We start from the raw sequence: 26,110 nt of genomic DNA on the forward strand, positions 1-26,110 counted from the left end.
CGGAAGAAATGTATTGGGATGCTGACTGCATGCGAGGTCAGGATTGGGAGCGATGGGTTTAATCAGATCTCTTGAGCAGGAAGTGCGCAGTGAGCAGCAACGCCGCTAAGACGACCGTGAGCGTCGATACGGCGGCGATCGTGGGATTGATCTCGAAGCGTATGTCATCCCACATGCGCCGCGGCAAAGTGATCGCGCCGGAACCCGACAGGAACATTGCGATGACCACCTCGTCGAAGGAGGCAATGAACGCAAACAGTGCGCCGGCAAGCACGCCTGGCCGGATCAGTGGCAAGGTCACTTGCCAGAACGTGCCGCTAGGCGTGGCCCCCAAGCTGAGCGCCGCCTGTTCGAGCCTGGGATCAATGGCGGCGAGGCTGGCGCTAACACTGGTTACGACGAATGGCACGGCAAGACACGTGTGCGCCAGAACGATTGCCACCGGCGAGCCGATTAATCCAAAGCGTGCGTACGCATAATAGACGCCGATTGCGACAATGATCACCGGCACGATCATCGGCGAAAGAATCAGCGCGACCGTTGCCATGCGCAAAGGCCGCGGCAGGTGGACAATGCCGATTGCCGCAAGCGTTCCGAGGGTAGTGGAAAGCGCAACAACGGCTCCCGCCACCCAGACACTGAGCCAGGTCGATTCCAGCCAGTTCGCACTGCCGAAATACGCCCTGTACCACCTCAGGCCGAAGCCGGGCGGCGGGAACGTGAGATACGGCGCCGAGGAGAAGGAGACGATGAACACCACGATGATCGGGAAGGCGAGGAATAACAGGATCAACCCGACCATGGTCGTTGGCAGCAGGCGGGCCGCTAGAACTCGCGCAACGCTCATCGCAGGTTTATCCGATAGGCGTTGCCAACGCCCGGCAGGCACTGGGCCACCGCGATCAGCGCGAGCGCGCTCGCTAGTAACACCGCGGACAGTGCGGCCGCATAGCCCCATTTCAACTGATCGACCTGCTGCGCGATCAGCATGGAGAGCGTGGCGTCGCGCGCGTCGCCCACGAGGGCGGGCGTGATGTAGAACCCCAGCGCCAGCACAAACACCAACAGCAGGCCAGCCAACACGCCGGGCATCGACAGCGGCAGGGTGATCTGGCGGAATGTGCCCAAAGGCGAGGCGCCCAGGCCCGAGGCCGCGCGCGCGAGCGATGGGTCGATCTGTCGCAGCGCGTTGGCGATCGGCAGGATCATGTAGGGCAGCAGGATGTGGCTCATTGCGATTTCGGTTGCGAGTGTCGTGTTCAGCAGCCGGATCGGTTCCTCAATCAACCCGAGCGCCACCAGGGCCTCGTTGATCAGGCCGTGCCGGCCGAGCAGCACCATCCATGAATAGCTGCGCACGAGCACAGAGGTCCAGAACGGCAGCATGATGCAGATCATGATGAGGGGAGCTGCCGAGCGGGCGTGCGCCAGGGCGAGTGCGACGGGGTAGCCAAGCACCAGCGTTGCGAACGTGACGACCACGGAGGTACTAAGTGTGGTCCAGAACGTCTTCAGGAAGACAACATCTCCCGTCAGCGCCGCATAGTGATCTAAAGACCAAACGGGATCGTTGATGCTGTGCATCAGCATCGCTACGACCGGTACGACGTAGAACGCCAGCATGAAGAGCAAGAGCGGTACCGTTAGAAGCAGGGGGGCTGTCTGGCGAAACGGCCTATTCCAGCTGAGCCGTTCCGTCCGCGGGACCATGATTACTTTAGTCATGCCGAGTCCTACACAAGGATGGTGTCGGCGGCTGACCAAGCGATCTCCGCGCGCTCGCCGGGAGTACGGCGAGAGACGGCGGCACTGGTTGGTTCCTTCAGCACCATCGAGGTCCCGTCATCGGCTTTCACGAGGTATCGGCAGCGCTCGCCGGTGAACACCGCCTCGGTCACGGTGACGCTCATCCGGTTGACGGTGGGACCGCACTCTGCAACCCGGTTGGCGAACCGCAGGCGCTCGGGCCGCGTCGTCAGGGTGACCTTGGTACCACTCGCTGGCCGCATCGAGGAGAAGGCGCGAACTGGTACCCCCGCGCACTCGGCTACCACGATATCGTTCTCGACGCCCCGCACCACGGCCGGCATGAAGTTGGACTCGCCGATGAAGCCCGCAACGAAGCGACTGCAAGGCCGGTTGTAGAGGTCCTCCGGCCGGCCGATCTGCGCCACCTTCCCCTCGTTCATGACGGCGATGCGATCCGACATGGTCAGCGCTTCTTCCTGGTCATGCGTGACGTAGATGAAGGTGATGCGCAGGTCGGCGTGCAGGCGCCTCATCTCAAGCTGCAGGTTCTCGCGAAGCTGCTTGTCGAGCGCGCCGAGGGGCTCGTCCATCAGGAGTAGCCGTGGCTTGAAGACGATGGCGCGTGCTACCGCCACGCGCTGTTGCTGCCCGCCGGACAGCTGTCGTGGATACCGCCCCCCATAGCCCGCAAGGCGCACAAGCTCCAAAACCTCGCCGACTAGCCTTTCTCGCTCTGCCTTCGGCACTCCACGTTGTTTCAGCGGAAAACCAATGTTTTCGGCCACTGTCAGGTGCGGAAAGAGGGCGTAGTTTTGGAACACCATACCGATGTTGCGGCGATAAGGCGGCTCGCAGATCACTGATACCCCATCAATCGAGATATCGCCCGAGCTCGGAACCTCAAAGCCCGCGATCATCATGAGCGTCGAGGTCTTACCAGAGCCGCTGGGTCCCAGCAGGGTGAGGAATTCACTCGAGCAGATATCGAGTGAGACACCGGCGATGGCCGCGACGCCTGCGTAATTCTTCTTCAGATCGGTGAGAGACACCCGTGCGCCGCGGCTACAACTATCCTGCTGCGGCGAAGTCACAAGGCTCGATGCTTGTTTCATAGACTGCGGTATTCCCCAGCAGTGGCCCGCTGCACTCGGGATCGAAAAAGGACGCGCTAACCGAGCAGCCAGTTGGCGAACTTAGCATTGGCCGCGGCTTGGTTCTCAACCCACCAATCGTAGTTGTAAGACACCAGCTGCTTCTTAATCTCGGGGGCGCTCGGCAGCAGCCTTAATTGCGCGGGCGGGATATACTCGTTGGCGTTCGTATTGACGGGCCCGTAGGGCGCGGCCATTGAGAAACGCGCCTGTGGGATGGCCATCGTCGAATAGGCGATGAATTTCATGGCATTGGCCTTGTTCTTGGCTCCCTTGGGGATAGCCCAGGCATCGCGCTTGGCGATCGCCTGATTCCAACAGACCCCTATCGGCAAGCCTTGCTGCTGCAGCGGGACGGTGCGGCCGCTGAAGGCGGTGGTCATCACGACCTCGCGATCGGTCAGCATCTGCCCGGGTGCAGCACCCGTGGCGTACCACTTGGCCACACTATTCTTGATCTTTTCGTAGCTGGCCAACGCCTTATCGACGTCGAGCGGATATAGCTTGTCCGACGGCACGCCGGCCGCTAGCAACGCGATCTCCATCTCCGGAGCGCCAGGGCCGATGCCCCACATGGCGCGGGGGCCGGGGAACTTGCGGATGTCCCAGAAATCCGCCCAGTTCGCGGGCGCGGCGCCTTTGAAAGCATCGGTGCGGTAGCCCAGCACGATGCACCAAACCGTCATCTCCAGCCCATATTCGAAGCGATATTCGTTGCCGACTCCATCGTCGATCAGCGAGTAGTCGATCTTCTCGAAATAGTCGCCGGTCTTCATCAGGCTCATAATGGTGCCGCGACCCGCCCCTACCAGGTCCCATTCGACATTGCCGGTGTCAACCATCGCTTTGACCTTGGCCCCATCGGCGTCGGTGAAGTCGCGCACCTTGATGCTGGTCGCTTTCTCGAAAGGCTCGAAATAGGCTCTCCGCTGCGCCTCCTGACCGATGCCGCCGTAGCCGGCGATGCGCAGCTCCCCCGAGCCCTTCAGGATGTCGGGAATCTTTTGATCGGGCAAAGCCGATTGCGCGCCCGCTGGCCGAATCACGAAGGGGGCCGCAATTGAGGCGGTGATCAAGCCGACTGCGCGCCGACGGTCGATTGAGATCGGGTTAACCACGAAAGTCTCCCTCACTGTGCAAGTGAAGCTGCAGCTCCAACCGATTCGCCGAGTATTCGGGCTCTGTCCGAAGCTGCGACGGTAAGTCGAAGTGACACGCGATCAGATTCGATCGCCCAATGAACGCTCCCCCCAGAATTGGCTGGTTAGGCACCCGCCGCACGGGCATCGTAATGACCGTTCGCGCAGAAATTCGACTAAAAGAGCGCGGGAACGGCGAGATTCTTCGAAATGTCGGACCTGGCGCGGTTTTAGGCGGTGAGTACTCCGAATTTCCCGCTTGCAGACACGTCCGGGTATCAGACCCGCGTCCCAAAGCGGCGCGAGAGAGCCAGATTGAAGGTGCGCGATTGCTTCATCCTGCGTGGAATTGCGCAGTAACCGGAAGTGAATGCCCTTTCTTCCGCGAGACAAGAGAGCGTGGCGTCAGCAACTGTCGTATTTGTGTCCGGTGTGCTCAGATAATTGTCGTGGTTTCGGGTATTCGCCGATCCGGGCCCGCAAATTGCGCACTGTCAAGACGATGATCTCGCTCCTCGGATGGCGCTCCCGAGGCTCGCGCGAGCTTATCTACTTTGACAAGCCTGCTCTGACCATTTGATCAATTCCCCATTTCGACCCACGCGGCTAGCCCATCGATACGATCACCACTAATCTCTGATGAGGGCAGGCATTAGACTAAACGCTGAACTGGGAAATTTTGCGTCGGTAGCGCAATATGAGGATGGAGTGACCTGCCAGCCTTGATGCAGACGACGATTCGTCGCAGCTCACGCCAGTAGCGGCGACTACTCTCGTGTAGACTGCACTATGCGCTTAGTGGCCTTATCCCAAGAACGGCATTGCGCTACGAGTCGAATCCGATTGAACACTTTCATCGAATTGTATTGGGACGCTTGCTGCTCCCTCCCATGTGCGAAAACTCGTGCCGCAATATTTTGGCGTCACACTCGCTCAATGCGAGGGCGAGGTGTCAAATAAGGGGCACGCTCTTACCAGCGTCGTAAGCGAATACGAAGCATACACGCGTTGAGGCACCTGGAGGCAAGCCGGAGATAGGCCGACGGCCGAGATCCGGATTCGAAGGACTCGTGCCCGCGTGCATCGGCAGCGGTGTCGCGCTGTCAATCGAGACGAAACTGAGCCACCGCCCTCTGTCTTTCCTGCCATGCTGTTCCTGTCACATTTAGAGCGAGCAGTACTCCATCTGGTGTCGTGCACAGCGCCCGGATTCCCGCAGACACGAAGGTCATTAAGTTCTTCGAGGGAGTGAATAGATTCGAGAGCAGCGGTTTGCGCCGTCGCAGGCCCGTTCTTTGAGCCACGCCTGGAAGCGGCATCCGTCTCCCGCGCCTTGCCCGCGTACATAGGCAAGAAAATGAGGACCAAACGAAAAGGACGACGAATTCTCCAAAGTAGTCGCAGAATTTCGAAGTCGACGCCGAAGACAATGTGGAATTTCGACTCTAGGTGTTCGGTACTCTCTGCACGGGATGGGAATAGTCCTAAGCGCAAAGCCAGCCATTGTTGTCGTCGCGAGTCTTGGAGATCTCTGCGCCGATCGGGCGCTTCTTGAGCGAAAGGAGAAGGTCATCACCAGGAGACAGATTAACTCTGTCGATGACGGCACAACGGATACTTGCACGTACATGGTCACGCTCACGAAGTACATGGGCGATGACCTTAATCTGAATTTACGCTAGCGGTTTCTGCGGGCGCGTGTTCGCTAGATAATCCGTTTGGCACAGTTGAGGTCGAATGTTTCTGACAGTTGATGAGTGCCCCGTGTTCATGCAGCAAAAGCGAAACGTCGCACAGGGCGACCGGCGATCGTTGGAGCGCAGCGATTTAGTAATCCTTGGCGTCCTCTCGTCGATGACTCACCAACTTACCTCGATGGACACTCTAGAAATCACTCATGAATGCTATCCGAATTGACGGGAATGCCATTGCCGAGGACCTGCGGGTTAGCGTCGTGCAGGCCGTGGCCATGCTTCAAGCCCAATGCAATGTTACCCCAGGCTTGGCCGTGGTGCTGGTCGGTAGGGATCCGGCCAGCTCGGTTTACGTGAAAGCGAAGGCCAGACAGGCGCAGGCCGTTGGCTTTAAGTCTCAGCAATTCTTGCTGCCGAACAACGTCGATGAAGTCGAGCTAATTGAGTTGATCGCGGACCTCAACCTTGACGATTCCATCGATGGCATCCTCGTTCAGCTTCCGCTGCCCGAGCACATCGACCGTTGGCGCGTGTTGGAGGCCATCAATCCAGTCAAGGATGTGGACGGCTTTCATCCTTACAATGCTGGAAGGTTAGCGGCGGGTCGACCAGCTCTCGCCCCCTGCACTCCACTTGGGGTTATCCATCTCATCAAGACTGTCGTGAATGACTTGAGCGGGCTTGACGTCGTCGCCATCGGTCGCTCGAATATCGTCGGAAAACCTCTGGCACTTATGCTCGGCGATGCCGGTTGCACTGTGACAGGGGCGCAGGTCCAGACGCGCAACCTCCCGGATCTCTGTCGAAGAGCCGACATTGTCATCGCTGCCGCCGGTTGCCCGGAACTGGTCCGGGGTGATTGGATCAAGCCGGGTGCGATTGTCATTGATGTCGGCGTTAATCGTGCGATCGATTCGACCGGTGCTGCCAGGATTGTCGGGGATGTAGCGTTCGCGGAAGCGAGTAAGCGCGCAAGCTACATAACTCCTGTCCCTGGCGGTGTAGGGCCCATGACTGTCGCCTACTTGCTCACCAATACCGTAAATGCAGCGGTGTCGCGCCGCGGCTTGTCGTTGGTGACCAATCCTGAGGCCACGTTTGGCCATGCTGGCTCCGACAAGGACGTACGAAAGCGTGTCTGTGAAAGACACGGAGCCACTTCATGACGCTACATGGGGGCGACGCGACCTTTGTGATATTTGAGCTAATTGATAGCCGATGCCGCTAAGCAGTTGCTGCTGCCGTTTCCAAGACGATTCCGCTTGGACTGATAGCAGTATCAGGTCCAACTCGTTCGAGTGTGTAATAATCCCGTCGGCAGGATAATTGCTACCGCGGGGGCAAGGCGCCAACAGCCTCTCGGATTACAGGATCGGCATTCGGCTTATTGTCGGCGATCCGCGCTCAATTTGTGAACTCCCGTTTCCGCCGATTCAGCGGTCCCTGATATTTGGGTCGCTCTCGTTTGGATGGGGATTGGACCGTCATTCGCGTACAAGGCCGCTTCTAGGTCTTCCAGTCTTCCTCTCTCTCTCTCTCTCTCTCTCTCTCTCTCTCTCTCTCTCTCTCTCGCGCGCGCGCGCACGCGTCAACTGCTCACGCCAGCGCCGACGTTGACGATACAAAAGCATCGCGTTTTGGCGATCTGGCGCAGAATTTCAGCTCCGTGAAGGTCTATCTTGTTTAGTTTCAGATCTCAGGCCCGATAGTATACGCGCGAATGATTGGCGTGTTCTGCGGAACAATGCACGGATCAAGACGCGTGCGAGGGAGGGCAAATTTTGCAGAGTTTCGTGCACTCCGGACACCTTATCGCGCGAAGTGGCATCACTTATCAAGCGCAAGAGCGAGCCACAGCCGCTCGAGGTCGGACGAGTCGCTTATCGCGCATGCGCCGGAAACGGCATCCAGGTCGAATGTTGCGTGTTGAGTCGCCTAGCCAATCTCGAACCGATCACATTAAGCATTTCGCCACGCTGATCCTGGGCCGCTCCCAGGTCCACCTGCAGTCATTTTTCTGAGTCGTTTAATGCAAAGCAAGCTTCCTTCCCATGCGGAATACGTCATTGTCGGTGGTGGTATTATCGGTCTGTCTATTGCCTTTCACCTCACGCGACTTGGGCATCGCGACGTTCTGCTACTCGAACGCGATCAGCTGACCTGCGGTACGACCTGGCACGCGGCGGGACTGGTCACTCAGCTTCGAGCCAGCGAGAACATGGCGAAGCTGGCCCAGTACACTGCGGGGTTGTTCCGAGAACTCGAGGAACTGACCGGCCAGCACACCGGCTTTCGGCAATGTGGGTCGATCACGGTCGCGACGACGTCCGCTCGGCTTGAGGAGCTGAAGCGAGGTGCGTCGATGGGGCGCTCCTTTGGTCTAGATGTCGAGATGATCGACGCCGCCGAGGCCAAGCGACGTGTACCGTTGCTCGATGTGGCAGATGTACTTGGCGCGGCATGGATTGCCTCCGATGGCAAGACCAGTCCGGTGGACACGGCGCGCGCGTTCGCGGCTGGCGCTCGGCAAGGGGGGGCAAAAATTTTGGAGCGCGTGCCAGTGACGCGCATCGTGGTCGAGAAGGGTCGAATCGCCGGCGTCCAAACTGCGCACGGCGACATCCGCACCGAAAAAGTCGTCATCTGCGCGGGGATGTGGAGCCGGACGTTGGCTGCCGATCTTAATTGGACCGTGCCGTTGCATGCGGCCGAGCATTTTTACGTTGTGACGGAGTCCATTGCGGGTTTGTCGCCCGAAACTCCCACAGTGCGTGACCTCGACGCGTGCTTCTATGCAAAAGAAGATACGGGAAAATTGTTGGTAGGCTTCTTTGAGCATAACGGCAAGCCTTGGGGCATGGAGGGTATCCCCCGTGAATTCAGCTTCGAATCGCTGCCTGACGACTTGGAACATATTGAGCCTCACCTCGCGAATGCCCTGCGGCGGATGCCGGTGCTCGAAAATGCGGGGCTGCAGCTGAGTTTTAATGGCCCCGAGAGCTTCACGCCCGACAATCGGTTTCTATTAGGGCCTGCACCCGATATCGCTGGCCTCTATGTCGCCTCGGGCTTCAATTCGTGCGGCATCGAGTCTTCCGGGGGCGCCGGCAAAGTCATGGCCGAGTGGATGTCAACGGGCATGCCCGCCAATGACTATTGGGAAATGGACGTCCGACGCGCGATGCCATTCCAGCGCAATCGCCGATATTTGCGCGATCGAACGGGCGAGGCGGTTGGGCTCCTTTACGCGTTGCACTGGCCTCACAAGTCGCCTGTCACCGCCCGTAACGTGCGGGCCTCGCCGCTCCATGATCGGCTGGCAGCTGCCGGCGCGAAGTTCGGCGAGGCTGCTGGGTGGGAGCGGGCGCAATGGTTTGGCGCCTCTGAAGCGCCGGCGAATGCCCATGCCACATTTGCTCGCGACGACTGGTTCGAGGCGAGCGGTGCCGAGCACGAGGCAACCCGTTCTGGGGTCACGCTATTTGATCAAACCTCCTTCGCGCATCTGCTGGTGCAGGGCCGTGATGCGCTCTCCGTTCTTCAGCGCCTCTCCACCAACGACGTCGACGTTCCCGTGGGCCGTATCGTGTACACGCCGTGGCTCAATCAGCGAGGGGGTATGGAGTCCGATGTCACGATCGCACGAACGGACGATGAGGAGTTCCTGGTGGTCACCGCGGCTGTGCAGCGGATGCGGGATCTCGCCTGGCTGCGAATGCATGCCAAAAGTGCGGGTCACGTGTTTGTCACTGACGTGTCGTCGGGCTACGCATGCATTTCCGTCATGGGGCCACGTTCGCGAGAACTGCTCATGCGCGTGAGCCCGGCGGATTTCTCTGACGCTGCATTTTCTTTCGCGACGGCCCGAGAAATCGAGATCGGCTATGGCATGGCTCTCGCTTTCCGCATGACCTTTGTCGGAGAACTTGGATGGGAGCTACACATCCCAACCGATCAGGCGCTAGGGATCTATGATGCGCTGATCGCTGCCGGACGCGATCTCGATCTGCGCCACGCTGGTTACGTGGCACTCAACACGTTGCGTCTGGAGGCGGGTTATCGCGACTGGGGTGCGGACGTGAGTGATGAAGATTCGCCGCTCGAAGCGGGACTGGGATTCACGATCGGCTGGAATAAGGCTGAGGATTTCATCGGACGGGCGGTGCTCGAATCACAGCGCGGCAAGGTTCCGCGCCGGCGCCTTGTGCAGCTAGCCGCACCTCGTGCGGTGCCGCTCATGTTCGGAACAGAGCCAGTCTGGCGCGATGGATTGCTCGTGGGCTACCTGCGCTCTGCCGGCTTCGGCCACACCCTGGGCTGTGGCGTCGGCATGGGGTATCTCCACTCCGAGAGCGGGGTAAGCGCCGAATGGCTGTCACAAGGGACTTTCGAAATCGAGATCTCTGGCGAAAGACACGCTGCCATCGCCTCCCTTCGCGCCTTCTACGATACCAATCGCACGCGAGTGAAGGGCGAATGGCGCAATTCTGAAGGCCTCATCGCTCCGGAGCTGCTTAGAGCACGGTCTCAGGGATGACTCTTACATCCTGCTTTTCTGTGTAGTTTACGAGGCGCCGGCGCGGGGCGGTGACTGCTATGTGCGACCATTCCATGATCCTTGCCTTGTCCTGCCCCGATCGTCCAGGGATCGTATCGGCGGTTTCTAGCCTTCTGTTCGACGCTGGCTGCAGCATCCTCGATGCTCAGCAGTTCGACGATACTGAAACTGGCCACTTTTTCATGCGCGTTGTCTTCGGTCGTCTCGAGCAAGCGACCTCAGAAGCGGAGATTTCTGCATCAATCGAGGAACTCGCCAAGCGTTTCGCCATGACATTCACGTTGCGGCGGAGCTCCGCAAAAAAACGTGTAATGCTCCTGGTTTCCAAATTCGATCATTGTCTGGCCGATTTGCTTTATCGCTGGCGTATCGGTGAATTGCCAATGGAGGTAACGGCAATTGTTTCTAACCACAGCCGCGAACATCTGGTCTCTACCGATCTGGGCGAACTGCCGTTCTTCCATTTGCCGGTCACCAAGCAGACGAAGATGGAGCAGGAGGCGCGAACGTGGGAATTGGTACAGGAGACCAGTACGGATCTAGTTGTTCTCGCGCGCTACATGCAGATTCTGTCGGACGGCTTCTCAGCGAAATTGGCAGGTCGCTGCATCAACATTCACCACTCCTTTTTGCCAGGCTTCAAGGGCGCCAAGCCCTATCACCAGGCTCATGAGCGAGGCGTCAAGTTGATCGGCGCGACAGCGCATTATGTAACCTCCGATCTCGACGAGGGACCGATCATCGAGCAGGATGTCGAACGGATCTCGCATCGTGACACGCCGGACGATCTCATCCGTAAAGGCCGCGACATCGAGCGGCGCGTACTTGCGCGTGCCGTGCGCCATCATCTCGAGGATCGAGTTGTGCTGAATGGAAAGAAGACTGTCGTCTTCACCGGCTGACCGGAGCATTGCGCCCCAACTTGCCCGGCCGGTGCGACGATAGTGCCGCAGTAAAGCTTTTCGAGGCGCGCCAGGAGGTAGACATATTTGGTTATGAGCGCGCGTTAAAGGCGTGGGATCGGGGCCACGCGGACTTTTCACATATTGAGCACAGCGACAAGGCTGCCAAGAAAGACAAATTGGATGCATTTTCGTTGCTCGGGGCGAGCTTGCGGCGAGACGGCGCGGTCTCGGGATCATTATCCGGATGGTCTGCGGTAACGTTTGTATCCTTCCAAAAGGCTGCCTGCCGAGTGGGCCGTGACGTTATGAACTTTCCTAAACGATAGCCAGCAGGTCAGTATCCAAATCGGGGCGTTGTGACGTCCTTCCCAGACATTCTTGGTCCTGTCGATCGATCATTCGTGAACAAAATGCGCGCTTTGCGCTGCAGACAGAGAGTAGCTTTTTGTTGAGCGCGTCGAAGATCAGGGCCACAGGCTTCCCGGCGCTCTAGGCTCCCGAAATAGATACATTGGTGGAGGAACTCGCGATCGGCCCCCGAATCTCGGAAGAAGTGCTCGCATCGTCGTCTTCTCTCAATCGCCCGAGCAGCACAGACAGGATCGCCGGCGTTCAAGCACCTGCTCGCGGCTCTCTGCGAGCGCAGACCGGCGCGCTGCATCAAGGCACTGCAAAGCTAGACCTGCCCCTTGTTCTGTTTACTTGAACTCTCTAGCGCCGCTCGAAGCCGGTCGTGAAAGTTTCCCATTAGTCCGGCAGGCGCGCAATCAGGCGGAATAGACCTCTTATTGAGGAAATCCGGCCTAGGTGCCTGGTAATATCAAAATCGCATTAACCGTGATTGCAGGGTACCTTGAATAGGAAGCGCAGTTTCGGCCAACGGCGAAATCGCGCGAGCATTGATTCGCCGTTGAAACGGAGCGTCCGACGGCGATCCTGACGATCGAGAACTATGCGAGCTTCAATCGGCAAGTCCGTGAGATAGAGGGCGGCAGCCTGGTCGTCTACGCCGGCGGCTTCCCGGCGGCGGGGGTCATCGAGCTTCTAGCAAAGATTCTGGCGACTGTGCCGGCCGACGTGCCGTTTCTTCACTGGGGCGATGTGGATGGTGGCGGCGTGCGCATTTTCCGCTACCTGGAGGAAAACCTGCCCCGGGGGCCGCAACCGCACCTGATGACCAAGGAGCTTGCTGAGAAATCGGGCCAGCCGGCAGATGCTGATCCAAGCTTGGCCTCGAAACTTTTTTGCGAGCTTCCATGATGCGACGCATGGAGGGCTTGTCTTACGATTCAACCCATGAGATCAGCAAGTTGCAAGCTCGTGTAAACGGCGCGTCACCTCTACCATGGCCGATTTCAACCTCGATGGCGAAGGCTGACTACTATCGCAATGCACTCGGGCTCCTCTTCATCTTGGTAAGGGGCTGCGAATCCTTTTCGGACGAGAGTTTTCCGAACGACGTCGGCGTCTTCGATGGGGAAGTGAAGCTCCAAGCACTCGATTTCTGGATTCGCTATCCCGACTACCTGGCCGACGAGCTCCTCGCGAAATACGAAGCGACCGGTACAAAACGATATCTTGATACGGCTCGCCGGATTTTCGAAGACGAAGAGCCGGATCTCCGCCGCGTCCCGATGTTGCGGAGCTATTTCGGAGCCTATGAACCGATCGATACCGCGATCGCACACCTAAAGGCGCGCGGGCTGGTGACCCCCAGGACGAAGCCGCTGGGCAAGGCCGCCAATCATCGCGATTTCCTCGTGAGCAAAGGAGCCTTCGAGCTCGTCAAGCGGATCGTTGCCGAACTGCCGGAATTTAGTTGGTACGAATCTAGGGTGCGCTTAGTGCTCGAAATGGCCGACGGCAGGGGCGGCGCGGCCCTGAAGCAGCGGCAGCATGAGCAGAAGGAATACCATGAGACCAGGCGCCGAGATCTGATTCCCACGATCGCGGAACGCGTTCGCAAGCGTCTTGCCGATGCATTGGAGGCTGCGAATGGCTGAGCGGCGGAAGCCCAAGGAGACGAGCGGAGACTGGGTCGAAAACATCGCGTCGAAGTCGAAGCGGACCCCCGCCGACGTCAGGCGAGTCCTGGAGCGCTACAACATTAAGCCTAGGGCCGAAATCGCGATCCCACGAAGGCTGACCATTCGGTCGGTCGTCTTCAAGGGCCAGAAATCGGTAGGCGTGCAGACGCCCATTGATTTCGAGTGGACGGATCTCGGCCCTGGATTGCACGCCATCTTGTCCGGCCGGAATCTGCGAGGCAAGACGACCCTCCTGTACATCATGAGATGGTGTCTGACCGGACGTCGCTCCCTCCCGTCCGAGATGACGGAGTGGTTCGCCGTTGTAAGCCTCCGATTCACCTTGGACGAGCGGTCATATGAGGTTCGCCTCTCCGATGCCGTGAGGTCCGAGGGCAAGTTGATACGGTTCGAGGAGGAGCGGGAAATCCCGGTGCGCATGTTCGCGTCGGAGGACGAGTTCGAAGAGGTGATGTCCGAGTTCTTCATGAGTGAACTTGGATTAGAAAGGCTAACAAATCACACCGTGCGCGACGGGAAATCGATCGACCAGGATCACGATTGGCCGTGGCTCTCGACCGCCATGACGATCGAGCCCGATCCCGGCGCGTTGTTCGGATCTACGCCACTCGCCGCGATGCCGCTGCGGATGATGCAAATGTTCGTCGGCATGCCCTTGGTGGGAACGCGGAATGATCTGACCGCGGCGGTCGGTCGGCTGAGCCATGAGACGCGGCAGGCTGACGAGATGCAGAAGCGTGTCCGCACGCAGGCCGAAGCGAGGATCGCCGAGCTGGAGAAAAGCCTAGAAGAAGCCAGGAAGCGGATCCAGTCGAAGCCGAGCGCGCGGGAATTGCGCCAGGCGGTTCGGACCGCAAACGTCAGATATACCGCTTGTGAAGAGCGGTTGCGCCGCCTGAAGATCGTGCGAACGGCGGTCGACGCGGACGCATCGGCGGCAAAGGAAAGCTATGACCGCGCCCGACGGGAACTCCGGGAGTTCAAGGAATCGAGAGACGCAGGTTTCATCTTCCGTGCTCTGAAGCCGGAATGCCGTCCGAGTTGCGACGAGGTGATCACGGAACAGCATCGGAAAAAGACCGAGGAGCAGCATGTATGTGCGGTTTGCGGCACGCCGGACAGACCTCAGGCCGAGGGTCTCGTCGCCGCCGAAGAGGAGCGACTCGTCGGCGCGGTTGCGGAGGCGAAGTCTGAGTGGGAAGCGCAAGACGACCGCGCGCAGTCCGCCGATCGAGACGTCGTCGATCAGGAAGCGCGTTTGCTTGCGGCGGAGCGCGCATGCCGAGAGGCAGAGCAGGCGGTTGAAGATCCGCAGCCGCACCTGGAAGCCGAACGCGACTGCATCAGGCTGGAGGCTCAAATCGAGGAGCTTCGTCGTCCGGTGGCCATGGCTCGCGAAATCGAAGGCGACGACCGTGACATCCTCTCGGCGGCGGAGACCGTTGCCAAGGATCTGATGAAGCCGGATCAAGAGGCGATACTAGCGCGGGTTTCCGAACTGACGACCAACTATGCCAGGCGGTTCGGCATCGAGAACCTCGAAAGGCTCTCTATCGATGGCGCCACGCGCATGAAGCTCATAAAGGGCGGACAGCAATCTTACTTCTCGGCCCAAACGGCCGGCGAGAAGGTGCGTCTCAAGGTGGCGGCCACGCTTGCGATCCTCAAGATCGCCGAGACCAGGGCGTTGGTCGTCATCCCGGCCTGCTTCTCGTCGACTCTCCCGGCGCCAACGAGATGGTGGCACCGGACTATGAGAAGCTGATCGCGGGCTTGGCGGAACTCGCGACCGAGCTGCCTCATCTGCAGATTTTCATTACCGGGATCGACAAGCCGGCCATCCGAGAGCGTGTCCCTTGCAGCAACTTGCGCTACGCTGAGGGCGACGAGTATCTCTGGTGACGCGATGGAACCCTTAGAACAGACCATGACGACCCTGCTCGAGCGGGGGCATTCGCCGACGTTGGCCGACTTCGGCGGACTTTCCGTCGTTGCTTCGGCCGTCGACGTGATTTCGGCCAGCAGATTTTCCGCCGAGTTCGTCGAAATCGCTTTGGAGGAGGCCGGTGATGAACCGGCGGCCCAGCAGTTTGCCGCGCGGGTGATAGCGCGCGTTCACGACGACTTCAGGCTTAACTCTCTTGTCGAAGTGCTTCAGACGAACCGACTGTCGGACGATCTGGAGGAAGGCATCTTCGACCACTGGCTTAGTCTGTCTCAAGATGGCAGCGCCACCGTCACCGTGCGCACCGCCGCGCTTCTCGGCGCCCTCATACTGAAGCGCAACAAGCCGCGCCGGGCGCTCAGGCTTGCGTCGTCAATTGCGAGCGCACGTCTGGATGATGATCCGTTCTATTTGGCGCACGCGGCCAGGGTCGGTGGATTTCTTCATTCCGAAGAGCCTCACGAAGGAATCATCGAGTTTCTTAGGGACGTCGTTAAGGTCGAAGAAGCCGCGGACGACGCGAACTTCGAATTGGGTCTGTACAATGTGGGCGAGGCGCTGAAGGAGAGAAACCCCGCGGGAGCCAAAGAGCTGATGGGCGTCGCTCGCCTCTCGTTCGACTCGGCCGCTGCGGCCAGAGAGGCCCGGTCTGACGCAAAGGCCTTCTCGATCGCCATCAGTCTGCTGGAAGGCTTCTATCAGCGCCGTCCCGCCTCCGAGATGGGCGAATGGGTAGTCGCGCTCAAGCGGGAGGCGTTCGCCCATTCCGCATACGTGTGCGGATCCGACGACAATCCCCTGCTGGGATCGCGTGGTGCTCAGATCGCCGCGTGGGCTTCGCTCGGCTTGCGCCTGGCGCGCCTTGCTGACGAGATCGACCAAGCCGTCTGGCTCGACGGCATCAAGATCATCGAAGAAGAGTTGCTCACTGTGTACACGGCGAGCCGGACGATCTTGGGCGGACAGCGGGCCGGCGGAGTCGAGGCAATCGTTTCTCCACGAATCCAGTCCAACCTCTTGCACAACCAAGCGCACGCGTTGGCGCTGCGGCGGTGGCTGTCCGAGAATGCAACGTCCGACAAGGCGGCGGCAGCGGCCGAGCTGATAGGCCTCGTCGATGACTACATCGCGGGACGGCAGCCGCCAAACCCTCTTGATGCGACGAGCGGAAGCCCGCTGCTCGCCGCACTACAAGAAAGGGCAAAGGAGTTCGGCGCATTCGATGCCGCGTCTATTGCGGTAGCTAGGATCCATGAGATCGAGAGCAGTAAAATCTCTCATGCGATCATGGAGTGTCTTGAGGCAGTAAGGATCGAATTCGCGGAAGTGGAATCGTTCGCGAAGTATGATGAGGTCAGGGCGGACTTCCTGGCGCTCGCCCTGAAAACCTTGCTCTTTCTCGAGTTCCGCCTCGACGCAACGGCGGCCCAAGATCCCATGGGCGCTACCTGTTCGAGAATCCGGACGGTAGCACGCCCCTCGAGAAAGAGTTACAGCAGGACTATTTACGATTCCTTCGCTCTTCGAAGCTGGGTACGCACGACGAAGTGAGGGGAGTGGCTGCGGGGCGCGCGGATGTCTTTCATGATTTGGGGCGCGTCCGGATCATCACCGAGATCAAGCGGGAGTCGGACGACTGCTCCTTCGATGCTCTGCTCGACAGTTACGGAGAGCAGACCGCGGCGTACCAGAACACGAACGTCCCCTTGGGAATGCTGATGGCGCTGGATCTGACAAGGACCCGAAGCGCCGGACAGCACATCAGCGCCTTGCACAGGGCGGCCGTGGGCGACTTCCTCGATGACGGCGTTCGTCGCGGCGTGCTGGTAGTGAAGATCCCCGGCAACCGGATCTCCCCGGCAGTCGCGACGCAGAGGGGGCGGAAGCGACATCAAGGTGGCAATGCGCAGCCGGCGAAGCCCACTCGGCGTAAATCGCCGGCGAAGAAATCCGCGAAGGGCACCACCTAGCCGGATTTGACGTCGCGCAAAGTCGAAAACGACTCCCCTCGACTCCTTCGCGCTCGCTTGGGCGGGCAAAAAAATCCGGCGAAATAACTGAGCGACATCAGCGACCTATAAAATCGATTCACTCTTAAAGGCGGAAATCGAGTCGCTCTTATAGAGGAATCGAGTCACTCTTTCGGTGTCCGCACACCAGTTGTCAACCCTCTGACGGAATCTCAATTGGTACGGCAAAGCCGGCCTTAACGCGGTCCATTATGACCATCGTTTTGACCCCCTTTATGTCCGGATTTTCGTAGAAGAATCGCCGAGTGAATTGTTCATAATCTTCCATGCTACGAGCGGTAATGTAGAGTACGAAGTCCGCATCGCCGGTGACGTAAAATCCATTGACCACTTCAGCTGACGATTTGATCGCCTTCTTGAACCTGTCGATGATATCGGCGCGCTCCCGTTCCAGGCTCACGAGCACAAGCATCTGAATGGGGTTTCCCACGGCCTTCGGGGAGACGATCGAGACATCGGCCTCGATGATGCCATCCGAACGGAGCCTCTTCAGTCGTCGTTGACAAGCGGTAGCTGAGAGCCCGGCCAGTTCACCGATAACCTCGGAAGTTAGACGATTGTTTTTTTGCACGAGCTCGAGGATGCGCGCGTCTATCCGATCGTATTGCATAATCGCCTCCCGGGCGGATCTCGCTCAAAATGCCCGCCGAATGCAGGAAATCGTCCCAACGGCAGAAAACCGCGACGTAAATCTTTTTGTGACACCAGTATCCTGAATAAATAGGTAAATTCAACGGGGGGCGCGCTAGATTTTTGGTTAGGGCAGAATGTATTGAGAGTTTTCGAAACGGCACGCCTCTTGTTGACGTACATCTCGGCCGAGTCTCGCGCCGCTACTCGGTTGACCAATGTTGGCGAAGCTGCCACGGCGCACGCTCAAAACAGCCGGTGACTGGCGCAGAAAATAGGGCTCACATCGGCTTGCAAACTTAGCAGCCAATAGCCGATCGCCCACAGGACCTCTTTGCAACTTCGAAGGGGTGTTCACATTCGCTCAGTGGAGAGGGGAGCGACCCGTGCACACGGCAGCGAGTGATGCCGGGCCAAGTACCTCCTCTTGCATCAGCTGCTTTGTGAGGCTCATTGATCGCCATCTAACGAGCAACTCGAAAACCACGCAGAAATTGTGCGTGTCTGCGTTCTTAAAGCAGGAAAACGGCGAGGTGCTACTATAGCCTGAGGGTTTGGATACCGTGGGAGCTCGTGGATGAGTTCCAGTCCGATAACTACGTCCGCACGCCTTGGGAAGGTTGCGGGCCCGAAGCCATATAATCACCAGCTTGAGGCACATCAGCATGGAAAAAATACTGCACTTTGAGCGGGCCGAATTCGATGAGCGCGTTGCGGCCGTGAAACGAGAGATGTCCAAGCGCGGTATCGATATTCTGCTCGTGTCTGAGCCTCCCAACCTGAATTATCTAACTGGCTACGACGCCTATTCTTTCTATACTCCACAAATCGCGATCGTGGCGCTTAATCACGTCGAACCCATTTTTATCACGCGGTTCATGGACCGCATCTCGGCAAAAATAACGACTTACCTGGCAGAGGATAACGTCAGGGCCTTTCCGGATGAGTATGTAAACTCGCCCACCTTGTCGGCGTATGACTTCATGGCGGGCGTTGTAAAGGAAATAGGTAATGAAAAGGCAAAAATTGGCGTGGAGATGGGAGGCTTTTACTACTCCGCGCGCGCGCATGCTGATCTTGTCAGAGCACTGCCGAAGGCTGAGTTCGTAGACGCCGACTTGCTGGTCAATTGGATCCGCCTCACGAAGAGTCCAGCAGAAGTGTCTCTAATGCGTCAAGCTGGTCGCATCGGCGATGCGATGCTAAAGCGGGCGATCGACACCGCAGAGCCCGGTGTACGCGAATGCGATCTTGCGGCTGCCGTCTATCACCAGCAGATTTCGGGTACACCTGAATTCGGAGGCAGCTACGATTCCTCGGCCCTGCATCTTTGTGTTGGCGAACGCGCTCTCGCGCCGCACTCCGCGTGGACAGACAAAGTGCTGCCACCTTCTGCAACGATCAATGTCGAAGTTCACGGGAATCGGCTTCGCTACCAGATCAATGTAAGCCGTACGATTTGTATCGGAAAGCCGTCCCCCGCCTACGAGAGATTCTCCGAGATCGCGATCGAAGCCCTGAATGCGGGCCTCGAAAGTGTCCGTCCTGGTCGCACCTGCTCAGAGGTCCACGGTGCCTTCGCGCAAGTACTCGCCCGTCATGGACTTGAGAAAGAGGGAAGGCTCGGTTATCCGATTGGAATCGGTTATCCACCCTCGGTAGCGGAGCGCACTGCGAATCTTCGCAAGGGAGACGAAACGGTCCTTCAGCCAGGCATGTGTTTCCATATGATGCCTGGTCTGTGGATGGACGATAGGAGCGTCGCCATCACGCAGCCGTTTGCCGTGACCGAAACGGGCCACGAACCCCTGACTTCGACACCGCGTATCCTGTTCATTAAATAGCGGACCAAGTGTCGCTCGCAGCCATAACAGCGCTGTATTTCGGCGGCGGTCCCGCTGCCGCCGAAGCGTCGCGGTTCAATCGGGGTCAATGGCCATAGCGCCGGCGTGGATGTATCTGCTGATGCCGATGAGAACGCGAGGCGCCAGAAACTCTGTAAGCGAGTGAGTGGCGCCGCACATTGCGCCATTGGGCGGATCATTCCAAACCCGGTCGCCTGAGCGGGGATAGGTTAAAGAACGGTGTGATAAAAGCTGCGCACTACGCCAAACAAGCGCAGAAATTCTGCGGCGTTGACCTCATATTGGTGAAATGCGGATCTTGAGCCCGGTAATCTCTCTGGGAGAGAAGCTGGCTAAACGCTCCAGATTCAAAATAGGCGAGAGGTGATTGAGCTCTGCAGATCCCACCATAGGTGTTGAACGCCTCACTGCGGTTAGGGCTCGGTTCTGGCGCTCATCGCGGCGAGCATTTCATAGTTCCTGCGTGCGGCGCTGTTTCCGCGTGTCCTGTTTGCATCTGAGGTTGCGAGTTCCGCATCGAAGATGTTCGGCATGAGGCTCAAGAGGCTAATAGCCAGCGGCAGCGAGGTGCGTGAGTTGATCCCCGCCTTCCGGCTCGCTCAAACTCAAAGAGATTGGAAATTGTTGCCCAGGTTGTCATGGGACCCGTTTGTCAAGGGAGTATTCGTCCTCTTCACTAAGAGGAGCAAAACAGAGGAAATCGGAGGGAATGAAAAGGCGAACACTTATTAAATCCGTTGCAGCGGCTGCGGCTAGCGTTCTGACCGCACCCCACGTCAAGGCTCAGTCGAAAAAATTTGTCGGCACGACATTGCGTGTAAACGGATACGGCGGTGCATGGGATGAAGCTCTTACAAAGAGTGTGGCCGCGCCGCTCGAAGAGAAATGCGGGCTAAAAGTTCAATTCATCGCCGGCACTCAAGCAGCGGACCTCGTTAAGCTGATCGCAAATAAGGACAATCCCCCATACGACATGTTTATGGCGGATAGTGCTTACATGGTCGAGCTCCTTAAGGCCCGCGTCATCGAAGAGGTCAAGGCGTCGGACGTTCCAAACATCAATCGGATTCTTCCCGGGTTTCGCGAATTCGGCGATTACGGTGTGCCATTCAGCGTCTCGTCCGTCGTTCCCGTCTACAACTCAAAATACATCAAACAGCCGCTTACCTCGTACTCGGATATTGCCCGGGCGGATTTGGCCGGCCGCGTGGTCATTCCGGCTCCGACCCTCGACACCGCCAGCCTATACCTTCTTGGCATAGCCGAGGAAAATGGCGGCTCGATTTCGGATATGGAGCCAGCATTCAAGATATTGGCCGCCGCGAAGCCGAACATTGTCGCGCTTGCGCAGGCAACCGTCGCCGAGCTGCAGATGTTCCAAAACGAAGAAGCGCAAGCGGGCATCTTCTGGGATGGCCGCGCCCATGAACTGCGCACGAAGGGCGTTCCCATCGTCACCGTTGTCCCGCACAAAGGCATTTACTCGGTCCCCGTCTATATCAACGTTGTCAAGGGAATGAAGCATCCGGAAGCCGCACACGCCTTCGCTGAGCAGCTACTCTCCGAACAAGGCATGCTAGGGCTGCCCGAGGCGCTCCGGTATGGCGTAACGACCGATGTGAAATTGACCGAAGAACTCAGCAAGGACCTCCTCTTCAATTCGCCTGAGCGCAATGCCCTGAAAAGGAAAGTCGAGTGGGACAAGTGGATCGCAACCCGCAGCGCGCGGATCGAGCAGTTCAATAAGATACTTCGAAGATGAGTGGGGGGCTCAGTAGCGCCTCGTGTTCGTGCAATCTTCACAGTGCGCGTAGCGCTGCTAACGGCTGGCGCCCCGGCGACCGTGGTGTTCTTGGCGTAACAAGCGTCTCAATGTGCTGCTTTTTCGCCTTCCCGACAGTCGATGAGATGAAAGCCTCGTGTTCGGCCGATCGGGTGCAGAAACTCTGCCAGCGACGCCTTATATCGGTTAGATTTAGATCTGGGCCCCGATTAATATTTGGGGCGAGAGATGACACTCTTCGGTTGATGAAAGTGTCATGGAAATCGAAATGCTCGGAGCAAAGTGACATGACAAGGAAAAGCGGCGCGCTCGGTATATTGCAGTTACAGAATAGGCCGCAGACCATGGCCGGATCGCTCAGCAATCCTGCTACATTTTCATTTTCGACGATTTGCCGCCAGGTTTCGGGTGCTTGGACCAAGAATGTCGTTTTTGGCGGTGAAGACGACAAAATGGAAGCCGCGTACATAAGCGCGGCGAGAGAATTGGTGCGTGACGGCGCAATCGCGATCACGAGCAATTGCGGATTTACGATCAAGTACCAGAAGGCAATGGCACAGGCGTTGTCAGTACCAGTGTCGATGTCCTCCTTGCTGCTCCTGCCCTATCTAGATGTGACGATCAAGGGCCGCATTGGCATATTGACCTTCGACTCCCGACCACTGACTTCCGATCTGCTGAAACTTGCCGGACTTCGATCCTATGACCGCGTTGTGGTTGCCGGTATTGAAAATTCTGAAACATGGAAAGCAATGTCGCGGCCTGAGAATGACTACACGGTACCGCAGCTGACCAAAGATGTGCTTGCCGCCATCGCGCTCCTACGTACGCGAAATGAGGACGTCGAGGCGATACTATTTGAATGCACGGGATTTCCAGTTGTGGCCCAGGAGGTGCGCGAGCAGACGGGTTTGCCCGTGTATGATGCCGTGACGAACGCGAAACTCTTGATGAGCGGTTACAGTATTGCAGCTTAAGAAGCGAATTAACAGGGAAGACTACTCTCTTGCGCCGCGGGTTCGAAAGTGGGCAAAGCCGAGGACGGACGAAAAATGAGAAATTCCGATGCCATCTGGCACATCGCGGAGGAGAAGGCTCCCGCGTTCCATAAGCTCAGTGACGATATTTGGGAAAAACCGGAGCTAAACTTTCAGGAACGTGCTGCCTCGGCGGCGCACCAGGAAATCTTGCGGGCGCAGGGCTTTCGAGTTCAAACTAATGTTGCCGGCTTACCGACAGCGCTAATGGGCGAAGCCGGCAAAGATGGTCCAGTCGTCGCCATTCTGGGAGAATTCGACGCACTTCCCGGGTTGAGTCAGGAAGCCGGCGTTGTGGTTCGCAAGCCGCTAATTCCTGGAGGCAATGGGCACGGATGCGGCCACAATATGCTCGGGTCGGCGGCATTACTTGCAGCCACGGCAATCAAGGACTGGCTGGCGGCAACAGGCCAGAAGGGCCGCGTACGCTACTATGGATGTCCTGCGGAGGAAAATGGCTCTGGTAAAGGGTTCATGGTGCGAGCTGGCGTTTTTTCTGATGTCGACATAGCAATCTCTTGGCACCCGGCCGATTTCACGGGAGTATTCAAGCCGACATCGCTGGCTTGCGTGGAGATCGATTTCACTTTCGATGGCCGCGCGTCCCATGCGGCGGTAGCGCCGCATCTCGGACGAAGCGCGCTCGATGCGGTCGAGTTGATGAATGTCGGCGTAAACTACATGCGAGAGCACATGCCATCTTCAGCGCGCGTCCACTATGCGATCACTGACACTGGGGGTAACGCGCCGAACGTCGTGCAGGCTCGCGCTTCCGTGCGCCAGCTCATTCGGGCTCTCAACCTCAACGACATGTGGGATCTAGTCGGCAGGGTAAAGAACATTGCGCAAGGCGCCGCACTCATGACGGAAACGCGCGTGGAAGTGAAGCAGCTCTCGGGCGAGGCAAATCTTGTTGGTAACCGTCCGCTCGAGGAGATTATGCAGGCTAATCTCCTTAGGCTTGGCGGGCCGAGCTTTGATGCAGCTGATCATGCCTATGCCGCGCAAGTCCAGAAGACATTTTCTGCTGAGGACATTCGGACAGCGTACGCTCGTTATGGCATGAGCCCACAAGAAGGTGAATCGTTGAGTGAAAGAATCTTTCCTCTGGACTACGTTAGCGAACATCTGGTCGGCTCGACGGATGTAGGTACCGTCAGCTGGGTTGTACCGACGGTGCAGTGTCGGGTGGCCTGTTTTGCGGTAGGAACGCCCGTACATTCCTGGCAACTTGTGGCGCAGGGCAAGATGCCGGCGGCACACAAGGGATTGACACACGCAGCGAAGGCCATGGCCGGTGTTGCTGTCGACATTTTCAGCGACATCGGCCTTCTGACCGCAGCCAGGAAAGAGTTTAAAGCGTTTCGCGCCAAGAACCCATTCAAAAACCCGATTACAGATGAGATTGTACCACCACTTGAGATAGCCGCGCGTTGATGCGCGGTTAGAATGCTTAGACAATCTGCAACGGCACCTCACGGTCCACGACGAATGCGACCAGAGCGGCGAATTGCTGCGCTTGGGCTAATGGGTCCGACGAGATATCACTGGCGAATCGGCGAATAGCCTTCGTGGGGCGCTGATAAGCTCGAACTGCACGCTGGTTTCGGCCTGGTCATTTGTGACGTACGCAACATCGTCCAGATCGAACTTGTCGAGCCTGGCGATCGCACGTTCGAGAGTCGGATCACGGCGGGCCTGCCTGCAAGACCCGGATGTTCTGCAAAATCGAATACCTCATGGAGGCAACTTCTGCCCCTCTCTCAAGCCGATCGGCATTCTTCACACGGCGTAATCGCGGCTGACGTCTGCTTGAGTACATGAGGGTCGGTAGGATCGGCCTCAGCAGATTATCGAAAGGGAGCAGCGCTATTAAGCAGTACGTTGATCTGGACATCCCTATGGAAGAAGCCAGCATTTGCGTTTGGACCAGACGGCGGCGTGACCTTGCGGCGGCAGCCGGCAATGCTGAACGGATCGTTTTTGAAACCGGCTCGCTGTCCAATTGGCTTTGGCGCCAACTCAGGACGCTGGGCTTTCGGGTGATCTGGCGTTATCGATGCACATCAACAAATCGGATCAGAACGATGCCAAGGGGGTGGCCCGAAAAGGCCCGCATGGGATGGAAGGGGGCGGAAAGCTGGAAACCCGTTCGATGCTGGCGACTAGAACCAAGCTGGTGAATCTGCGGCGCGACCTCGACAACAAGATGCGTGGTCTGTGTAAGGGGCTGGGAATAGTGCTCGGCAAGGCCGGTTCGACCAACCTGGCTCGCAAAGTAAACGCCGTCCTCGTTGAAGTGCCGGATTTGCAAGATGGTTCGCGCCGCTGCTCCTTGCCCAGTCCTGTCTGACCGAGCAAACTAAAAAATTTGATCAACAACTTCCTGGCGATGGCGAAAGGCGAGCAAACTGTTTGGCGAATGATGACCGTTCCCATCGTCCCCTGACCGCTCTGGCCTTCGTCGTTACCATGGACAACCCCGCTCGCTTCAGACGTTCCGCCGATGTTGGTGCCTATCTCGGCCTGACACCAAGACGTTATCAATCCGCCGAGATCGATCGCACTGGCGGCATCTCCAAGCGCGGCAACTACCAGGTTCGAACTTATCTGTTCGAGGCCGCGAACGCCCTGCTGACCATTGTCAGGCAAGGCTCTGCGCTCAAGTGCTGGGGCTGCAAGCTGGCCAAACGCGCATCGGCGAACAATAGCGAAGGTTGTGCCGTCGCTCGCAAAATGGCTACCATCCTCCATGCAATCTGGACCGATGGCACCGAGCTCCAGGCAGAGATGCGCACCGCATGAACCAGTCTTAAACCAACACAGATCCGCCGTCGGCGGAACAGGCGGCCCCTGCCGGGACGAAGGTTCTTGGCAATCTCGAAGTCGTCCCTGCAGGCTTTACGCACCGCGCTCTTCACATCGAGATGCCACACCTCTCGAGCGCCATCATCGGTGCTCCTGCATTGAGACCAGAAAGAGCCATGAACCCGACAGTTGATCACTTTTGTCTGTCGGGGTTGTCGCCGTGCCCGCGACTAAGCGCGGATTCCGCAAGAACCACGACGACAGCATGATCAACATTGATCAGCGCGATGAGCTCGATGTGGCGATTTGACCGATAGAACGCGAGCGCATTTGGAGTCTGCCGCACGACGTGAACATGTTGTGATTGTCAGGATCGCCGCAAGCCATCCTCTCTGGTCAACTACCAGTGCTAGTAATTGATCTAAACAAAGGAACACGTCACCTATCGAATGATGAGCGTCCGCCGGTCAAACGTCACCTGCAACGAGTTCGGCATGCAACGTCAACCACAATGTGTCGTCGCCAACGGCCCTGATCGATGGGCGGGCTCGTCGCGTGCGGAAATCCTGCGCGCTCAAGCCTGCTCCAACCGCAACCTTGACGGCGCTATCGGTTCCGACAGCATTCGACAATGCGCGCCTCCTGACACGGAGATTCCGTTATTTTCCATCATTCGCGCTCGTTGGACACGAACCTGCGGAGCCTCGAGTTGGCCCTTATCGAACTCGGAAAGATACAGGCGATCGCTTCAACCTCGTCTCGGACATC

General features: G+C 58.2%; 19 protein-coding genes and 1 pseudogene. 15 read left to right on the forward strand and 5 right to left on the reverse strand.

Translation table 11 applies throughout. The annotated features are described in order from the left end of the window. Nucleotides 1-58: 58 nt before the first annotated feature. The 4 genes from IF803_RS28930 to IF803_RS28945 all read right to left on the reverse strand — a co-directional run bounded on the left by IF803_RS28930 (nt 59) and on the right by IF803_RS28945 (nt 4,018). Nucleotides 59-847, reverse strand: coding sequence for an ABC transporter permease (locus IF803_RS28930; RefSeq protein ID WP_461194397.1), 789 nt, complete (start codon nt 845-847; stop codon nt 59-61). Beyond that, complete coding sequence (locus tag IF803_RS28935; protein WP_461194442.1) at nt 844-1,623, reverse strand: ABC transporter permease; 780 nt, start codon at nt 1,621-1,623, stop codon at nt 844-846. Before IF803_RS28935 ends, IF803_RS28930 begins: the two co-directional genes overlap by 4 nt. Before the next feature lie 110 nt (nt 1,624-1,733). After that, the gene (locus IF803_RS28940) at nt 1,734-2,861 is read right to left on the reverse strand and encodes an ABC transporter ATP-binding protein (RefSeq protein WP_461194399.1); all 1,128 of its coding nucleotides are present in this window, start codon (nt 2,859-2,861) and stop codon (nt 1,734-1,736) included. A gap of 56 nt (nt 2,862-2,917) precedes the next feature. Continuing rightward, entirely contained in the window at nt 2,918-4,018 is a 1,101-nt protein-coding gene (locus tag IF803_RS28945) for an ABC transporter substrate-binding protein (protein WP_461194400.1), read from the reverse strand. Nucleotides 4,019-5,936: 1,918 nt separating this feature from the next. Here IF803_RS28945 and folD point away from each other — a divergent pair. The 9 genes and pseudogenes from folD to IF803_RS28990 all read left to right on the forward strand — a co-directional run bounded on the left by folD (nt 5,937) and on the right by IF803_RS28990 (nt 17,159). Continuing rightward, nucleotides 5,937-6,899 carry a bifunctional methylenetetrahydrofolate dehydrogenase/methenyltetrahydrofolate cyclohydrolase FolD gene (folD, locus tag IF803_RS28950; RefSeq protein ID WP_461194402.1) on the forward strand — a complete coding sequence of 321 codons (963 nt, stop codon included), beginning with the start codon at nt 5,937-5,939 and terminating at the stop codon, nt 6,897-6,899. A gap of 863 nt (nt 6,900-7,762) precedes the next feature. Next, a complete protein-coding gene (locus IF803_RS28955; RefSeq protein ID WP_461194403.1) occupies nt 7,763-10,270 on the forward strand; it encodes a GcvT family protein in 2,508 nt (835 codons plus the stop codon). Nucleotides 10,271-10,329: 59 nt separating this feature from the next. After that, nucleotides 10,330-11,193, forward strand: a complete 864-nt coding sequence (purU, locus tag IF803_RS28960; RefSeq protein ID WP_461194404.1) for a formyltetrahydrofolate deformylase — start codon at nt 10,330-10,332, stop codon at nt 11,191-11,193. 933 nt (nt 11,194-12,126) lie between these two features. Then, a pseudogene (locus IF803_RS28965) lies at nt 12,127-12,456 on the forward strand (Wadjet anti-phage system protein JetD domain-containing protein); the annotation flags it as partial. Further along, on the forward strand, nt 12,453-13,199 hold the full coding sequence (locus IF803_RS28970) for a hypothetical protein (protein WP_461194405.1): 747 nt from the start codon (nt 12,453-12,455) through the stop codon (nt 13,197-13,199). The pseudogene IF803_RS28965 and the gene IF803_RS28970, both read left to right, overlap by 4 nt. Next, nucleotides 13,192-15,009: a hypothetical protein gene (locus tag IF803_RS28975; RefSeq protein ID WP_461194407.1), complete on the forward strand. Its 1,818-nt coding sequence runs from the start codon at nt 13,192-13,194 to the stop codon at nt 15,007-15,009. The genes IF803_RS28970 and IF803_RS28975 overlap by 8 nt, the downstream gene beginning before the upstream one ends. Then, entirely contained in the window at nt 14,982-15,146 is a 165-nt protein-coding gene (locus IF803_RS28980; protein ID WP_461194408.1) for a hypothetical protein, read from the forward strand. The genes IF803_RS28975 and IF803_RS28980 overlap by 28 nt, the downstream gene beginning before the upstream one ends. Before the next feature lie 25 nt (nt 15,147-15,171). Beyond that, nucleotides 15,172-16,740, forward strand: a complete 1,569-nt coding sequence (locus IF803_RS28985) for a hypothetical protein (protein WP_461194409.1) — start codon at nt 15,172-15,174, stop codon at nt 16,738-16,740. A 5-nt stretch (nt 16,741-16,745) separates the two neighbouring features. Then, the gene (locus tag IF803_RS28990; protein ID WP_461194411.1) at nt 16,746-17,159 is read left to right on the forward strand and encodes a hypothetical protein; all 414 of its coding nucleotides are present in this window, start codon (nt 16,746-16,748) and stop codon (nt 17,157-17,159) included. Between the two features lie 193 nt (nt 17,160-17,352). On the opposite strand, the gene IF803_RS28995 is transcribed toward IF803_RS28990, so the two are convergent. Beyond that, nucleotides 17,353-17,829: an Lrp/AsnC family transcriptional regulator gene (locus tag IF803_RS28995; protein ID WP_461194412.1), complete on the reverse strand. Its 477-nt coding sequence runs from the start codon at nt 17,827-17,829 to the stop codon at nt 17,353-17,355. Between the two features lie 685 nt (nt 17,830-18,514). Between IF803_RS28995 and IF803_RS29000 the strand changes: the two genes are divergently transcribed. The 6 genes from IF803_RS29000 to IF803_RS29025 all read left to right on the forward strand — a co-directional run bounded on the left by IF803_RS29000 (nt 18,515) and on the right by IF803_RS29025 (nt 25,339). Next, the gene (locus IF803_RS29000; RefSeq protein WP_461194415.1) at nt 18,515-19,693 is read left to right on the forward strand and encodes a M24 family metallopeptidase; all 1,179 of its coding nucleotides are present in this window, start codon (nt 18,515-18,517) and stop codon (nt 19,691-19,693) included. A 730-nt stretch (nt 19,694-20,423) separates the two neighbouring features. Beyond that, nucleotides 20,424-21,476: an extracellular solute-binding protein gene (locus IF803_RS29005; protein ID WP_461194416.1), complete on the forward strand. Its 1,053-nt coding sequence runs from the start codon at nt 20,424-20,426 to the stop codon at nt 21,474-21,476. Between the two features lie 308 nt (nt 21,477-21,784). Further along, entirely contained in the window at nt 21,785-22,474 is a 690-nt protein-coding gene (locus IF803_RS29010) for an aspartate/glutamate racemase family protein (protein WP_461194418.1), read from the forward strand. A gap of 75 nt (nt 22,475-22,549) precedes the next feature. Then, on the forward strand, nt 22,550-23,971 hold the full coding sequence (locus IF803_RS29015) for a M20 family metallopeptidase (RefSeq protein WP_461194419.1): 1,422 nt from the start codon (nt 22,550-22,552) through the stop codon (nt 23,969-23,971). 622 nt (nt 23,972-24,593) lie between these two features. Beyond that, nucleotides 24,594-24,887, forward strand: a complete 294-nt coding sequence (locus IF803_RS29020; RefSeq protein WP_461194421.1) for a hypothetical protein — start codon at nt 24,594-24,596, stop codon at nt 24,885-24,887. Nucleotides 24,888-24,949: 62 nt separating this feature from the next. After that, nucleotides 24,950-25,339 (forward strand): transposase, encoded by a 390-nt coding sequence (locus tag IF803_RS29025; RefSeq protein ID WP_461194422.1) that lies wholly within the window; start codon nt 24,950-24,952, stop codon nt 25,337-25,339. Nucleotides 25,340-26,110: the final 771 nt, after the last annotated feature.

Source organism: Bradyrhizobium sp. UFLA06-06 (genome assembly GCF_054820065.1).